Source organism: Pseudomonas sp. NPDC089918 (genome assembly GCF_050280605.1).
In the GTDB taxonomy this organism is placed as follows: Bacteria; Pseudomonadota; Gammaproteobacteria; order Pseudomonadales; family Pseudomonadaceae; genus Aquipseudomonas.
In genome coordinates this window covers 62,877-77,727 of the sequence record NZ_JBNNVP010000012.1, presented here as the reverse complement: position 1 = coordinate 77,727, position 14,851 = coordinate 62,877, and the positions used below count along the sequence as shown (strand labels likewise).

Below are 14,851 nucleotides of genomic sequence, written 5' to 3'. Positions count from 1 at the left end.
CTCCTCAAGAACGCTTGCCGGCGCCGCGAGCGAAACGACGCTCCAGACGGCTTTGACCAAAGGACAGAACAGTGACGGTGGCCAGGTACCAGATACCGGCGACGATCAGCAGCTCCATCACGCGGGCGTTGGCGTAGTAGATGTTCTGGGCGTTGTAGAGCAGTTCCGAGTACTGAATGACGCTCGCCAGGGAGGTCATTTTCACCATGCCGATGAACTCGTTGCCCACCGGCGGAATGATGATCCGCATGGCCTGGGGCAGGATGATCCGGCGCAGGGCTTGCAGGCGTGGCATACCGATCGACTTGGCGGCTTCGTACTGCCCGGTGTCGACCGAGAGCAGGCCGGCGCGCACCACTTCGGCGGTGTAGGCGCCCTGGTTGATGCTCAAGCCGAGGAGGGCGGCCACGAAGGGAGTCATCAGGCTCACGGTGTCCATTTCGAACAGGCCGGGGATGCCGATGGTGGGGAAAATCAGCGCCAGGTTAAACCACAGCAGCAGCTGCAGAATCAGCGGCGTGCCGCGAAACAGCCAGGTGTAGGTCAGCGCCACATAGCGCAGGATCGGGTTGGCCGACATGCGCATGATGGCGGTGATCACCCCGAACACGATGCCCAGCGCCATCGCCAGCACTGCCATGACGATGGTGTTGAGCAAGCCCCACATAATTGCCTGTGAGGTAAGGAACTGGCCGATGTACGACCATTCGATCTTGCCTTCGGCGAAGGCCCGTACCAGACCGACAATCGCAATCACGATCACCGTGGCGAAGAAAATCCGCCCGTAGTAACGCCGTGGTACATGCTGGTACTGGGTGATATCGAACTGGTTTTCCGCCAGTTTGCGCTCCGACTGGAGTCGTTCTGCCTGAGTCTGGCTCATGTTGTTTCTCCGTACGCCGCGCTCAATCAAGACGGCATGTATGGTTTTTCAGGTTAAGCGAAACCCTGTGGGAGCGAGCCTGCTCGCGATGGGGGCGGGTCAGTCAACATGGATGTTGAATGTAATACCGCTATCGCGAGCAGGCTCGCTCCCACAGGTTTGGTGGCGTTGATTCAGAGCCGAAAACCCTGATAGTTCTCGGTCCATTGCTGCTGCGCCGCAAGGGCAGTTTTCAGTCGGCCAATCTGCTCGCGCACCTGTTGCGGCGCGGTGCCGCCCCTGCCACTGCGGGCGGCGATGGCGGCTTCCAGCGTCAGGCTGTCGCGCACTTCAGGTTTGAGGCGCGAATCGATCTCGGCCAGCAGCGCCGGGGATGCTTCCCACAATTCGATCTCATGTTTCTCACAGGCCTGGACCAGTGCGCCGGTGATTTCGTGAGCTTCCTTGAACGGCACGCCGCGCACCGCCAGCCAGTCGGCCACTTCGGTAGCGAGGGTGAAACCCAGCGGGGCCTGACGACGCAGTTCTTCGACGTTGACCTTCATGGTCGCGACCATTCCAGCCATGGCCGGCAGCACCAGCAGCAGCGTGTCGACGCTGTCGAGCACGCCGTTCTTGTCCTCACTCAAGTCGCGGTTGTACGACAGCGGCAGGGACTTGAGGGTCGACAGCAAACCGGTCAGGTTACCGATCAGGCGGCCAGCCTTGCCCCGGGCCAGTTCCGCGATGTCCGGGTTTTTCTTCTGCGGCATGATCGAACTGCCGGTGGCGTAGGCATCGTCCAGCGCAACCCAGCGAAATTGCCGTGACGACCACAGGCAGAATTCTTCGGCGAGGCGGGAAATGTTGATCCCCAGCATGCTGGCGATAAACAGAAACTCGGCAACATGATCGCGGCTGGCCACGGCGTCGATGGAGTTTTCGCAAACACCGCTGTAACCCATTTCCTTGGCCGACTGCTGCGGCAGGCGCGCGATGGCGGAACCGGCCATGGCCGCCGCGCCGAGTGGCGACAGCGAGGTGCGTACATCCCAATCCACCAGGCGCTGCACGTCACGCAGCATCGATTGGGCGTGAGCCAGCAAGTGGTGAGCGAAGACGATCGGCTGGGCCTGTTGCAGATGAGTGAAACCGGGGCAGATGCTCTCGATGTGTTGCTCGGCCTGATCCACCAGCGCTTGTTGCAAGGCCAGCACTTCAACGGCCAGGGTGCGCACGTGATCACGCAGGAACAGCCGAAGGTCGTTGGCGGTCTGGTCGTTGCGCGAGCGGCCGGCGCGCAGCTTGCCGCCCAGTGCGCCGAGGCGTTCGGTCAGCAGGCGCTCGATGAAGGTATGCACGTCTTCGTCGTCCAGCGTCGGCGCGATGCTGCCGGCACGGAAGTCATCACCGATACGCTCCAGAGCGTCGAGCATGGTCCGGGTTTCCTGCTCGCTCAGAAGCCCTGCGCGCTGCAATTCCCGGGCATGCGCCTTGGAGCCGGCGAGGTCGTACGGGGTGAGGCGAAAGTAGCGCTCGGGGCAACGGGACAGGGCCGCCAGGGCTTCGGACGGGCCGCTCTTGAAGCGGGCACCCCAGAGACGGTCGGTGGTTTGAGACATTGTTGTTTTCCTCATCGTAAAGCGAATTGAAATCGGTATGCCGAGCCTGAAACACCCGCCGAAAATCATTCGGGCGTGGTTCGGCTCAATCAAATTCAAGGGCAGGGGAAAAGCGCAGTTGCTAAATGGCGAGAGCTGATCGAAATGTCAGCTTTTAATAGTTCGAAATCAGTGAGTTGGCACTGATCTGCGGGATTTATTAACGGTTGCCAAGCTTTGTTTTCTGTGTTCATTATTATTAGCCAGCACTGTTTTTGTTGTTGGACACAGATTGTTGAATAGGGCGCCAGAGGTAAATAAGCATTATGGAAACCCCACTTTCCAATTCCGGAAACCCGCCGCCAAAAACGCTACATCGGGCACCGCTGGCCCTCAGCGGTCTGGACTTCAAACTGCTCAAAGTATTCAAGGCTGTGGTCGAGGCCGGTGGCTTCAGTGCGGCGCAGAATGAGCTGAATGTGGGCCTGGCGGCCATCAGCAAACAGATATCCGACCTCGAGATTCGTATCGGCATGCGCCTGTGTACCCGAGGGCGGGAAGGTTTTCACCTGACCGAAGAAGGGCGTCTGGTGTACCAGGCGTCGATCGATTTGTTTGCCTCCGTCGATAACTTTCGTGACCGGCTTAGTTCGGCGCAGAATGAACTTATTGGCGACCTTGGGGTGGGTGTTATTGATAATACGATTACCGACGATAATTCACCGTTAGTTGCGGCGCTAAGGAAAATAAATGAAGAGTCGCCGAAAGTAAGGTTTCAACTTCAGGCGTCTCAGTTAGATGAGGTGGAAAGAGGCGTCGTCGAGGGGCGGTTAGTGGCCGGGATCGTGCCGGTTTATCAGAAAAGAGAGGAGTTCGATTACTTCCCGCTTTATGAAGAACGCTCGTACGTGTATTGCGCTGTCGGCCATCCGCTGTTCTCAGTGCCGGAGGCGGAGATGGGCAGCAATGTGCTGCAGGATTACGAGTGCATCAACCACCGTTACGCGATCCATCGAGACAAACTGAATTTTGCCCGCTACGACAGCTTTTCTGCCTCGGCGACTCAGGTCGAAGCCGTAGCGCTGCTGGTCAAGACCGGCCGTTTCGTCGGCTTTCTGCCCGAGCATTACGCGGCAACCCTGGTGGCTCAGGGACAGTTTCGGGCGGTGCGGCCGGACCTGATCAACATCGTCACGCCGTTCAATTTGATCCTGCGTCACAACACTGTGCGTAGTCCGCTGGTAAAGGCGTTTGCCCAGGCGTTGGGTGTGGATTTGAAGGCGTCGTTTTGACGCAAACGCAGCGTCAAGCGCATCGCACAGCGTCGCTCCCCAGGCAAACCGTGGTTGCTTTCATTGTTCAACACCGCCGTTAAACGTGGGCCGATTTCAGCCCGGCTCAAAGTTTCAAAACCGAGTTGCCGATAAAACGATTCATTCCAGGGCAAGTCGTGAAACGTAGTCAAAGTCAGACCGTGGAGTTCTCGTCTTCCAGTGCCGTTAACAGCAACTAGCGGCCAGCCCCAAGGACAAGATTGCGTACACCGAGTTCATGTAGGAGCTGCCGCAGGCTGCGATCCTTTGATCTTGATCTTCAGCAACTTCAAAGCCGTCAGAAAATCGCAGCCTTCGGCAGCTCCTACAAAGGGGGGCTGGAAGATGGGCGCGTCACGCCACGACCGAGGCCGCTGGCCATTGCTGATGGGGAATCGGCAGGTTACGCGATTCGCCACGGCCCATCGGGAAGTACAGGAAGCCACTGCGGGCCAGGCGTTCGGCGTCGTACAGGTTGCGGCCGTCGAAGATCACCGGAGCGCTAAGCCGTTGCTGGATCAGATCGAAGTCGGGTGCCTTGAACTGCTGCCATTCGGTGCAGATGATCAGTGCGTCGGCACCCGCGAGCACCGATTCTGGCGTACCCATGAGCATCAGCTTCGATTCGTCAGGGTAAAGGTGTTGGGTTTCCTGCATGGCCTCCGGGTCGAACGCCCGCACATAGGCCCCGGCAGCCCACAGCGACTCCAGCAGTACCCGGCTCGGCGCATCGCGCATGTCGTCGGTGTTGGGCTTGAAGGCCAGGCCCCACACGGCGAAGGTTCTGCCGCGCAAGTCGCCCTTGTAGAAGGCGTTGATGCGTTCGAACAGTTTGTGTTTCTGCCGCTGGTTGATGGCTTCCACTGCTTGCAGCAGGTCGCTGGAGCAATGGGCCGCTTCGGCACTGTGAATCAGCGCGCGCATGTCCTTGGGAAAACACGAGCCACCGTAACCGCAGCCGGGATAGATGAAGTGATAACCGATGCGTGAATCGGCGCCGATGCCCAGCCGCACCGATTCGATGTCGGCGCCCAGGTGTTCGGCCAGTTCGGCGATCTGGTTGATGAAGCTGATCTTGGTCGCCAGCATGCAGTTGGCGGCGTATTTGGTCAGCTCGGCGCTGCGCAGGTCCATGAACATGATGCGGTCATGGTTGCGATTGAATGGGGCGTAGAGATCGCGCATCACATCGCGCACGTCATCGCGTTCACAGCCGATGACGATGCGGTCCGGGCGCCGGCAATCGGCCACGGCCGACCCTTCCTTGAGAAACTCGGGGTTGGAGACGATATCGAACTGCAGCAGCCGACCGACCTTGAGCAGGCACTTTTCGATATGCGCGTGCAGCGTATCGCCCGTACCCACCGGCACCGTGGATTTCTCCACCAGAATCACCGGTTGTTCACGGTGACGCGCCACCGCTTCACCCACCGACAGCACATAGCGCAGGTCTGCCGAACCATCGTCCCGGGATGGCGTGCCGACGGCGATGAACAGCACCTGGCCATGTTGCACCGCGAATTTTTCGTCGGTGGTGAACTGCAAACGTTTGGCTTCCAGGCTTTCGCGCACCAGACTGGCCAGCCCCGGTTCGAAGATGCTGACGTGGCCTTGTTGCAGCAGCGCGACTTTTTTCTCGTCAATGTCCATGCACACCACGTCGTGGCCGACTTCAGCCAGGACGGCAGCTTGCACCAGGCCGACATAACCGCTACCAAATACGCTGATTTTCATGGAGCTCTCCTGATTGTGGGCGCGTGAGCAGGTCGAGAGTTGATGGTGATGACACCGAGGATGACCAACGCCACCCCGAGGGTTTTCGAAAGGCTGAAGGATTCGTTGAACAGCGGCAGGCTGGCGGCCAGCACGTACACCAGCGCGTAGCTGATGCTCAGCAGTGAATACGCCCGCCCCAGGGGCAAATCCCGCAGGGCGGCGAGCCAGGTGAACATCGACACGGCATAGGCAAGGATGGCGGCCAGCACGACGGCCACGGCGAACACATCGACGCTGCCGTTGCTCAGGGCGGGTACCAATTGTTCGGGATGGGGCAAACGGGTCATGCTCCAGCGCATGCCCAACTGTGCGACGCTGCCCAGCAGCACGCTGCCCAGAGCGAAGGCGAGTCCGCGACGCAGGCTCATGCGTGTTGCCCCAGCAGCGCCACGCCAGCGATTACCAGCGCCACGCCCAGCCAGTGACGGCGGTCGATGGTTTCGTGAAAGACGAAGCGGGCGACCAGGGTGATCAACACAAAATTCAGGCTGAGCATGGGATAGGCGACGCCGACTTCGAGGCGCTGCAGCACCAGCAGCCAGACCAGCAAGCCCAAGCCCAAAGAGGCGAGCGCCAGCCACAGCCACGGCGAGCGTAGTTTCTCGCCCCAGCCCGACGTCTTGCCGCGCCAACTTTCCACGGCGTACTTCTGGGCGATTTGGCCCAGGCAGGTCAGCAGGCAGGCAGCCAATACGAGCAGCAGGCTCATGACGCCCCCTGAGGAAAGATCAGAATCACCAGGTTGCCTTGTTCATAACGTTTGCCATCCTTGGGCAGTCGTTCGATTTCTTGCAGCTCGCCATCGCCCTTGACCCGCATCACCACGCCGACCGAACCACTCTGGCGGGCTTCGCGCATCCACTGTTGCACCTTGTCCGGGTCGACCCGCTGCTTCACTGAATCAGGATAGGCGAGGCCATATTTCAATTCGCCTATCGTGTTGTATAACGCCACGTCGGGGCGTTTCAGGCGCCAGGCCAGGGCTGAAGCGGTGCCGGCTAGCACAATTGGTCTCGCTCATCGCAACCGTTGGTATCCAGTCAAGCAGACGTTTGGCATTGGTGATAAGCCAAGAAGCCATCAATTGACTTTTCCGGCCATGACCGGCAGCGTGACGGCCCCTCGGGCTGGTCGAATGCAGGTAATAGCCCGACAGAAGTCCCTCGTTTTTATCTCAAGTAAATTTCATTGTTCAGTTGTTTTGTTGAACTTTATTCATTTCAAGGCCGTTTCATTGATTGACTTACCTGCTACAGAATCCAGCATTTCCAAAGCCAACCCGTTAACCCTGTACCTGGCACGTCTGGCACCGTCCAGCCAGTTGACCATGCGTTATGTATTGCAGGACGCCGCCGACCGTCTGGACTTCGAAGACATGAACATCGAAGAGATTCCCTGGCATCAACTGCAACCCGAGGATGTCGTTGCACTGGTGGCGACCTTGCGCGAAGACGGCTACGCGCCCAATACCTCGTCGCTCTACGTTAATGCGGTGCGCGGGGTGATGAACGAAGCGTGGCGCATGAGCCTGATCAGTCAGGAGCATCTGCTGAAAATGCGTTCGGTCAAAGGTATTGCCGGCACGCGACTGTCCCAGGGGCGCAACCTCAAGCGCACCTTGATTCGCGACTTGATGGAGGTCTGCGCCGCCGATCCTCGGCCACAAGGGCTGCGGGATGCGGCAATCATCGGGATTCTGTACGGTTCCGGGATGCGCAAATCGGAATCGGTGAATCTGGACCTGGCCCAGGTGGATTTCACCGAGCGCAGCCTGTGCGTCACCGCCAAGGGCAACAAACAGTTGATCAAGTACGCGCCAGCCTGGGCCTTTGCCAAACTGGATGCGTGGCTGGAGTTGCGGCGTTCGCAGTTAAAGGAGGGCGAGACGGATGATCCGTTCCTGTTCAACCGCATCCGCCGTGGCAGCCACATTACCCGCGAGCGCATCACCAAGCATGCGATCTACTACATTGCCCGGCAACGCGGTGCGCAAGTCGGGGTGAAAATCATGCCGCACGATTTTAGGCGGTCGTTCATCACCCGAGTGATTGAAGAGCACGACCTGTCGATCGCGCAGAAACTGGCCCACCACAGCAACATCCAGACCACGGCCAATTATGATGTGCGCGACGACAATGAACGCCGTCGGGCAGTGGATCGCTTCGACCTTTGACGGCGGGTTTCAGACGATATCGTCGATCAGAATGTGGCTTTGGGCACGGCTGCATTTCTCGATCCGTGCTTTGACCTTGTAGACCTCGCGCAGCATCTGCTCAGTGATCACTTCATCGCTGGGCCCGCTGCCGTGGCTGGTGCCGTTGGCGATGACCAGCACCTGATCGGCAAAGCGCAGGGCCTGATTCAGGTCGTGGATCGCGATGAACACAATCACCTCGCGTTTGCGCGCCAGTGCCCGCATGAAGTTCAGCACTTGCACCTGCCGATGCATGTCGAGGGCGCTGGTCGGTTCGTCCATCAGCAGGATTTCCGGCTCGCGCACCAGGGTTTGTGCAATCGAAACCAGCTGTTGCTGGCCGCCGCTGAGTTCGCCGAGGTTACGAAAAGACAGCTCGGTGATCCCCAGTGCGCCGAGGATATCGTCCACCCGTCTCAACTCGTCGTCGTGCACGACCCAGCCTGGGGTCAGTTGTTTGCGCGCCAGCAGCACCGACTCGTAAACCGTCAGACGGGCGCTGGCATTCAGGCCTTGAGGCATGTAGCTGATGCCTCGTGAGCCTTTTTTCGAGTCTTGCAGAATGACTTGTCCTGGCCCGTCGATCAGCCCGGCCATGCGCTTGAACAGGGTCGACTTGCCCGCCGCGTTCGGCCCGACCACGGCGACCACCTGGCCACCGGTGAAGGTCGCGGTGGTCACGCCGCAAATGATCTCGCGCTGGCCGTAGCGGGCGCCAAGGTTCTCAAGCTGGATCTTCACCATGAGTTTTTCTTCCCGCTGAGAATCAGAGATATGAAGAACGGCACGCCGATCAGCGAGGTGACCACGCCAATGGGAAATATCGCGCCCGGGATCAGGGTTTTACTGACGACCGAACTGGCGGACAGGATCAGCGAGCCGGTCAACAGCGAGGCGGGTAAAAAGAACCGTTGATCTTCGCCGATCAGCATCCGTGCGATGTGCGGCCCGACCAGCCCGATAAAGCCGATGGTGCCAACAAACGCCACCGGAAACGAGGCGAGCAGGCTGACCATGATCAACGTCTGAAAGCGCAGGCTGCGCACGTTGATCCCAAAACTCGCGGCCTTGTCATCGCCCAGGCGCAGGGCGGTCAAAGCCCAGGCGCGTTTGGCGAAAATCGGCAGGGTGATCAGGATTACCAGGCAGATCACCCCGAGTTTTGGCCAGGTGGCTTTGGTCAGGCTGCCCATGGTCCAGAACACCACCGCCGCGACCGCTTGTTCGGTGGCGAAGAATTGCACCAGCGCCAGCAGCGCATTAAAGGTGAACACCAGCGCAATGCCGAGCAGCACGATGGTTTCCGCCGTCACGCCACGGCGCATGCTCAGGAAATGGATCAGCAGTGCGGAAAGCATCGCCATGATGAAGGCATTCACCGGCACCATGTACTGCGCCGCCAACGGGAACAGCGCCACGCCGAAGGCCAGGCCCATGGCCGCGCCGAAACTGGCGGCGGCGGAAATGCCCAAGGTGAAAGGACTGGCGAGGGGGTTGTTGAGGATGGTCTGCATCTGCGCGCCGGCCAGCGACAACGCCGCGCCGACCGCCACCGCCATCAGCGCCACCGGCAGACGGATTTCCCACATCACCACCCGCACTTGCGCCGATGCGGTGTCCGGTGAAAACAGCGCATTGAGCACTTCGCTCAAGCTGTAACTGGCGGGGCCCAGGGCCAGATCCAGCAACACGCTGCACACCAGCAACACCACCAACGCCGCGAGGATCAGCCGTTTGCGCAGCACCAATTGGCGGTAGGTATCGCGCTGGACGATCTGTACTTCACCCAGAGAACTCATTGGCGGCTCTCCTTCAGGCTGACGAAGTAACCCGACTCGTACGGTACCGGCAGGAATCGTTCATGCAGTTCGCGAAATGAGGCGTCGGGATCGAGGTCGGCAAACAGTGTCGGGTGAAACCATTTGGCGAGTTGCTGGATGGCCACGAATTGGTAAGGGCTGTTGTAGAACTGGTGCCAGATCGCATGAAACGCCTGAGTGTCCTGAGCCTTGATCCCGGCATATGCCGGGCGCTGGGTGTACCAGGCCAGTTTGCGTCGGGCCTCTGTGAGGTCGGCGCCCGGGCCGACGCCGACCCAACGCCCACTGGGCGCGAAGGCTTCCCAGTTGGCACTGGTCACGACCACGTGATCCGGGTTGGCGACGATCACCTGCTCAGGGTTCAACTGGCCGAAGGTGCCCGGAATGATGTCTTTGGCGATGTTGTTGCCGCCGGCCATCTCGACGAAACGACCGAAGTTCTCATTGCCGAAACTCAGGCAACAGTCGTCGGTGTAACCGCCGATACGCTCGATGAACACGTTCGGGCGCGGCGCTTGACTGGCCTTGATGACGTCGGTGACGCGGCGGATCTGCTGGTTGCGAAAATCGATGAACGCCTCGGCACGCGCTTCCTTGCCGAACAGCTTGCCGAACAGGCGCATGGTCGGTTCGGTGTTGTCCATCGGGTTGTTGCGAAAATCGACATAGACCACCGGAATGCCCAAGGCGTCGAGTTTCTCGATGTAGCGAGCATCTTCAGTGGCATGTTGGGCTTCGATGTTGAGGATGATCACGTCGGGCTGCTGCGAGATCGCTTGCTCGATGTCGAACGTGCCGTCTTCAAAGCCGCCGAAGGTGGGGATCTTTGCGATGTCGGGGAATTTGCGCAGGTAGGCGCCGTAGGTGTCCGGATCGGACTGGATCAAGTCTTTGCGCCAACCGACGATGCGCTCGATCGGATTCTGCGTATCCAGCGCGGCGACCAGGTACAGCTGTCGACCTTCGCCGAGAATCACCCGTCTGACCGGCAGGTGCACCTTGACCTCGCGGCCCAACAAGTCAGTCACCGTGACTGCTGCAGGGTCTTGAGCGGCGGCGACCGCATTGCGCGGCGCCAGTGAAAAAATCAACGCCACGCCCAGCAGTCCTGCCAATAGCAGGGCAACGAAGGCGTGGCTGTGTCGATAAACAGATGCCATGGTTGAAGCCTTTACAGGGTCAGCCCCAGCAGCGGCTCAGGCCACTGCCCGGACTGGACGTTTTCAGAAATCGACGGTGGCCGACAGTTGCAGGGTGCGCGGCGAACCTTGGGAGAAAGCGCCGTAAGACGCGACACCGGACCAGTACTCACGATCGAACACGTTCTGCACCGTCGCCCGGAACGTGGTCGGGCGTTCCGCGATGCGGGTGGCGTAACGCGCGCCAACATCGAAGCGAGTCCATGGGTCGAGTTCCTGGGTGTTGGCCTGGTTCACGTATTGGCTGCCGGTGTAGATCGCGCCGCTGGTCAGCGTCAAACCCTCGACCCACGGGGTGTCCCATTCGGCCCAGAGGTTGGCCTGAACCTCGGGCACACCCACCGGTTTATTGCCGCGATTGGCGGCGGTGCCGGTTTTGGTCAGTTCGGCGTCGAGCAGGGTCACGCCACCGAGCAGGCGCGTGCCCTGGGCGATTTCACCGAACACGTTCAACTCGACGCCACGGTTGCGTTGCTCGCCTTGCACCGAGAACACGCCGTTGGCCAGTTCGCCGCTGGGCTTCTTGATCTGGAACAGGGCGAGTGTAGAAGTGAAGGTGCCGTAGTCGACCTTGACCCCGACTTCCTGTTGGCGGGAGATGTAAGGCGCGAAGATTTCGCCCGAGTTCGAGGCCGTGGCAGGCGCAATGTCGCCTTTGCTCAAGCCTTCGATGTAGTTGTAGTAGAACGAAACGTGATCCCAGGGTTTGACCACCACCCCGAACAGCGGCGTGGTTTCGCTTTCATCGTACGAGGTGGTGACCACGCCGGCGGTGTTGTAGTTATCGGACTGGATATTCTGCTTGCGCAGGCCGAGGGTGACCTGCAAACGTTCGTCCATCATCGACAGGGTGTCGGCCAGGGCCACGCCGGACAGCTCGGTCTCGGAGACTTTCAGCGCATCGGGGCTGGCAATCGACGGCTTCGGACGGTCAACCGGGTGATACATGTTCGACAGAACCGCCGGCCCGGAGTTGATGCCCCGGGACAGCTCGTCGCGGTAACGGGTGACTTGCACGGTGGTGCTGTGGCTGATCGGGCCGGTGTCGAAGCGCACGCGGGCACCGGCATCGACGGTGTAGCGCTCGACTTCGAATTTGTAATAGCCGGGAACCGAGCGCGTATCGCCAGCGCTGTTGAGGATGGTCGGGGTCTGGTCGGACATTCGCGCGACATCCGATTTGCCGCCGCCGGCGTGGGCGAACACGGTCAGGGCGTCGTTGAGGTCGTACTCGGCGCCGAGCAAGGCGGATTTGTCACGGGTTTCAGACCAACCCCAGTCCTGGCTGACGTTAGTACGGCCATTGGCTGCGGACGGAATCTCCACGCCGGAAGCAACGAGGAACGGTCGTGACGCGGCGTCGAATTGTTCCTTCTGGCTGATCAGGTCCAGGGTGGTGCGCAGGCGGTCACTCTGATAATCCAGCGAGATCGAACCGATATCGACGTCACGGGATTGATCGTCGATGGCGGTGTCGCCTTGCTGGGTACTGCCGTTGATGCGCACGCCGAACTGGCGTTCCTCACCGAAGCGCCGACTGACGTCGATGTGCCCGCCGATCTGCGAGTTCATGGCGTAACTGGCGGTGAACCGGGTCAGGTCTTCATCGAGAGAGCGCTTGGGCACCACGTTGATCACGCCACCGACGCCGCTGTTGGGTGACATGCCGTAGAGCAGGGCGCCAGGGCCTTTGATCACTTCGATGCGTTCGGCGTACTCGGTGAACACCCGATAGTTGGGGGCCACGCCGTACACGCCGTCGAACGCCAACTCACCGAGGTTGCCTTCACCCACCGGGAAGCCGCGGATGAAGAAGGAATCGACGATACCACCGGTCTGGCCCGTGGAGCGCACCGAGGAGTCGCGCTCCAGCACATCGGCCACGGTGACCGCCTGCTGATCCTTCATCAGTGCCGAGGTGTAGTTGCTGACGCTGAAGGGCGCGTCCATTACATCTTTGTTGCCCAGCATGCCGAGGCGCCCACCGCGGGCGACCTGACCGCCTGGATAAGCTGGCGGCAGGCTATTGGTGCGAGCGTCGATGCCGTTGACCGTGGTTTCGTCAAGGGTCAAACCGCCTGCACTGTCGGCCGGACGCGGTGCCAGGGTATAGCTGCCGTCATTGCGCGAGACGATTTCCAGGCCACTGCCGGCCAGCAATCGGCTCAGCGCTTCCTGCGTCGAGTATGTGCCCGACAGGCCCGGGCTGGTCAGGCCTTCGGTCATCGAGGGCTGAAATGACAGGGCAATGCCGGCGTCCACGGCAAATCTCGACAACGTTGCACCCAATGGCCCCGGCGCGATGTTGTAGGCGCGGGTAGCTGCGGCATCCAGCTGTACCGGCGCGGCGGCCGAGGCAGTCGGGCTGACGGCACCGGTCAGGGCAAGGCTTAGCAACGCGCTACGGACAGCCAGTTTCAACGAGCGATCCGAACACTGAGGGCGTGCAACGAACATGGAGTGATGACCCTTTCGACGAGGTTGAGAAGTTCTTCCTTCCCTAGCCAGTCGAGATCAAAAAAAGTATCACCTGCACCGCAATATTTTTTTGCGAGCTCAGGCGGGAGAAAGCGTGACCCAATAGCCGCTTAAATGCCCGGTGGCGATTACTGGGTACGTCTGCACGAGCATGTTCAAGGTGCGTTGTGTGTCGCTGATGGGGAAGGCGCCGGAAATGCGCAGATCGGCAATGGCCGGGTCGCAGCGTACGAAGCCTTTGCGATAGCGCGCCAGTTCGGCGAGGAAGTCGGCCAGACGTACGTTGTCAGCCATCAACATGCCTTGAGCCCAGGCGCTGACGGCGCTGTCCACCGGGTTCAACCGGCCAAAGGCTTGCGCGGAAAAATCGGTGCGTTGCCCGGCATTGACGATCAATGGGGCGACGTGACTGTCACGGGGCAACTCGACTCTGACCGCGCCGTCCAGCACGGCAAGGTGGGTGCGGGTCTGCCATTGGCGAACGGTAAACCGTGTGCCCAAGGCCTGCATGCGCCCCTGACGGGTGCTGACCAGAAAAGGTCTGGCCTGGGGCAATACATCCGGCACGGTCTGCACCAGAATTTCACCTTCGCGCAAGTTGATCAGTCGCTGGTTAGCGTCGAACAGCACATCGATGGCGGTGTCGGTATTCAAGGTGATGTGCGAACCGTCGGCCAGGGTTATTTCACGACGTTGGCCCACGGCAGTCCGATAGTCGGCCGTCCATTGTTGCGATTCCAGCAGTTTCCAACTGCCCCAGCCGGTGGGCAGTACCGCGAGGATAGTCGCCAGTTTTGCCAGTGCGGTGCGTCGCTCAGGATTGCTTGGGCGATCCAGCGCCGACATCGCCAGTGACGGCGGCAGCCCGCCGAGCTTGCTTTGCAGCAATTGCGCACGAGCCCAGGCGCGATGACGCTCGGGGCTGCTGACACGCCAGCATTCCCACTCGGCACGCTGGGTTTCGTTGAAGTCGCTTTCGCTCAGGCGCATCAGCCATTCGGCGGCTTCTTCGAGAATTCGCGGATCGATTTGCGCGTCACTGTGGCGAGTCGACATTCATTCCACCAGCATCAGGCATTGCACGAAAGCCTGCTTCATGTAGCGCTTGACGGTAATCAGCGAGACGCCCAGTTGCGCGGCGATGTCCTCGTATTTCAGCCCGCCAATCTGCGATAGCAAGAATGTACGCTTCACCAGCGGCGGCAGGGAATCGAGCATCGCGTCGATTTCGTGCAGGGTTTCCAGCACCATGAAGCGCAGTTCGGGGGAGGGCGCTTCGGGCGCGGGCAGCAACGCCAAGGCATCCAGGTAGGCGCGTTCGAGCGCCTTGCGCTGATACCAATTGACCAGAATGCCCTTGGCCACACAGCTCAGGTAAGCCCGAGGCTGCTCAATGACCGCGACCCGGGAAGCGAGTATGCGAGTAAAGGTGTCCTGTGCAAGATCGGCCGCATCCATGGCGTTGCCCAGTTTTTTGCGCAGCGTGGCATACAGCCAGCCATGATGGCCGCTGTACAGGGCCTCGATCATGCGCAGGTGATTGTTGTGAGTCGCGGGCAGGGTATCGCTCATGGATGATAATTTTTAGCGATTGAGAAGTATTCCCAA

The 14,851-nt window shown here is 60.2% G+C and carries 13 protein-coding genes and 1 pseudogene; 2 read left to right on the top strand and 12 right to left on the bottom strand.

Annotated features, from left to right (window positions below; all coding sequences use genetic code 11):
* Positions 1 to 4: 4 nt before the first annotated feature.
* Together ACQKPC_RS11320 and argH are read right to left on the bottom strand one after the other, a co-directional pair.
* Entirely contained in the window at positions 5 to 883 is an 879-nt protein-coding gene (locus tag ACQKPC_RS11320; RefSeq protein ID WP_008015001.1) for an amino acid ABC transporter permease, read from the bottom strand.
* Positions 884 to 1,056: 173 nt separating this feature from the next.
* Positions 1,057 to 2,484, bottom strand: coding sequence for an argininosuccinate lyase (gene argH / locus ACQKPC_RS11315; RefSeq protein ID WP_427624615.1), 1,428 nt, complete (start codon positions 2,482 to 2,484; stop codon positions 1,057 to 1,059).
* Between the two features lie 305 nt (positions 2,485 to 2,789).
* On the opposite strand from argH, the gene ACQKPC_RS11310 reads away from it, so the two are divergent.
* Positions 2,790 to 3,755, top strand: coding sequence for a LysR family transcriptional regulator (locus tag ACQKPC_RS11310; RefSeq protein ID WP_427624614.1), 966 nt, complete (start codon positions 2,790 to 2,792; stop codon positions 3,753 to 3,755).
* A 375-nt stretch (positions 3,756 to 4,130) separates the two neighbouring features.
* On the opposite strand, the gene ACQKPC_RS11305 is transcribed toward ACQKPC_RS11310, so the two are convergent.
* The 4 genes and pseudogenes from ACQKPC_RS11305 to ACQKPC_RS11290 all read right to left on the bottom strand — a co-directional run.
* Positions 4,131 to 5,510 (bottom strand): UDP-glucose dehydrogenase family protein, encoded by a 1,380-nt coding sequence (locus tag ACQKPC_RS11305; protein WP_427624613.1) that lies wholly within the window; start codon positions 5,508 to 5,510, stop codon positions 4,131 to 4,133.
* Positions 5,507 to 5,920 carry a 4-amino-4-deoxy-L-arabinose-phosphoundecaprenol flippase subunit ArnF gene (gene arnF / locus ACQKPC_RS11300; protein ID WP_427624612.1) on the bottom strand — a complete coding sequence of 138 codons (414 nt, stop codon included), beginning with the start codon at positions 5,918 to 5,920 and terminating at the stop codon, positions 5,507 to 5,509. Before arnF ends, ACQKPC_RS11305 begins: the two co-directional genes overlap by 4 nt.
* Positions 5,917 to 6,261 carry a 4-amino-4-deoxy-L-arabinose-phosphoundecaprenol flippase subunit ArnE gene (arnE, locus tag ACQKPC_RS11295; RefSeq protein ID WP_008072369.1) on the bottom strand — a complete coding sequence of 115 codons (345 nt, stop codon included), beginning with the start codon at positions 6,259 to 6,261 and terminating at the stop codon, positions 5,917 to 5,919. Before arnE ends, arnF begins: the two co-directional genes overlap by 4 nt.
* A pseudogene (locus ACQKPC_RS11290) lies at positions 6,258 to 6,548 on the bottom strand (lipid IV(A) 4-amino-4-deoxy-L-arabinosyltransferase); the annotation flags it as partial. The gene arnE and the pseudogene ACQKPC_RS11290, both read right to left, overlap by 4 nt.
* A 238-nt stretch (positions 6,549 to 6,786) precedes the next feature.
* On the opposite strand from ACQKPC_RS11290, the gene ACQKPC_RS11285 reads away from it, so the two are divergent.
* Positions 6,787 to 7,725, top strand: a complete 939-nt coding sequence (locus tag ACQKPC_RS11285; protein ID WP_371317105.1) for a site-specific integrase — start codon at positions 6,787 to 6,789, stop codon at positions 7,723 to 7,725.
* A 9-nt stretch (positions 7,726 to 7,734) separates the two neighbouring features.
* Here ACQKPC_RS11285 and ACQKPC_RS11280 read toward each other — a convergent pair whose 3' ends face one another.
* From ACQKPC_RS11280 to ACQKPC_RS11255, 6 genes are all read right to left on the bottom strand, one after another.
* Positions 7,735 to 8,490, bottom strand: coding sequence for an ABC transporter ATP-binding protein (locus tag ACQKPC_RS11280; protein ID WP_427624611.1), 756 nt, complete (start codon positions 8,488 to 8,490; stop codon positions 7,735 to 7,737).
* Positions 8,484 to 9,545 carry a FecCD family ABC transporter permease gene (locus ACQKPC_RS11275; protein ID WP_008072361.1) on the bottom strand — a complete coding sequence of 354 codons (1,062 nt, stop codon included), beginning with the start codon at positions 9,543 to 9,545 and terminating at the stop codon, positions 8,484 to 8,486. Before ACQKPC_RS11275 ends, ACQKPC_RS11280 begins: the two co-directional genes overlap by 7 nt.
* Positions 9,542 to 10,726, bottom strand: coding sequence for an ABC transporter substrate-binding protein (locus tag ACQKPC_RS11270; RefSeq protein WP_427624610.1), 1,185 nt, complete (start codon positions 10,724 to 10,726; stop codon positions 9,542 to 9,544). The genes ACQKPC_RS11275 and ACQKPC_RS11270 overlap by 4 nt, the downstream gene beginning before the upstream one ends.
* A gap of 63 nt (positions 10,727 to 10,789) precedes the next feature.
* Complete coding sequence (locus tag ACQKPC_RS11265; RefSeq protein ID WP_427624609.1) at positions 10,790 to 13,222, bottom strand: TonB-dependent siderophore receptor; 2,433 nt, start codon at positions 13,220 to 13,222, stop codon at positions 10,790 to 10,792.
* A gap of 99 nt (positions 13,223 to 13,321) precedes the next feature.
* On the bottom strand, positions 13,322 to 14,299 hold the full coding sequence (locus tag ACQKPC_RS11260) for a FecR domain-containing protein (RefSeq protein ID WP_427624607.1): 978 nt from the start codon (positions 14,297 to 14,299) through the stop codon (positions 13,322 to 13,324).
* Complete coding sequence (locus ACQKPC_RS11255) at positions 14,300 to 14,815, bottom strand: sigma-70 family RNA polymerase sigma factor (protein WP_008072357.1); 516 nt, start codon at positions 14,813 to 14,815, stop codon at positions 14,300 to 14,302.
* Positions 14,816 to 14,851: the final 36 nt, after the last annotated feature.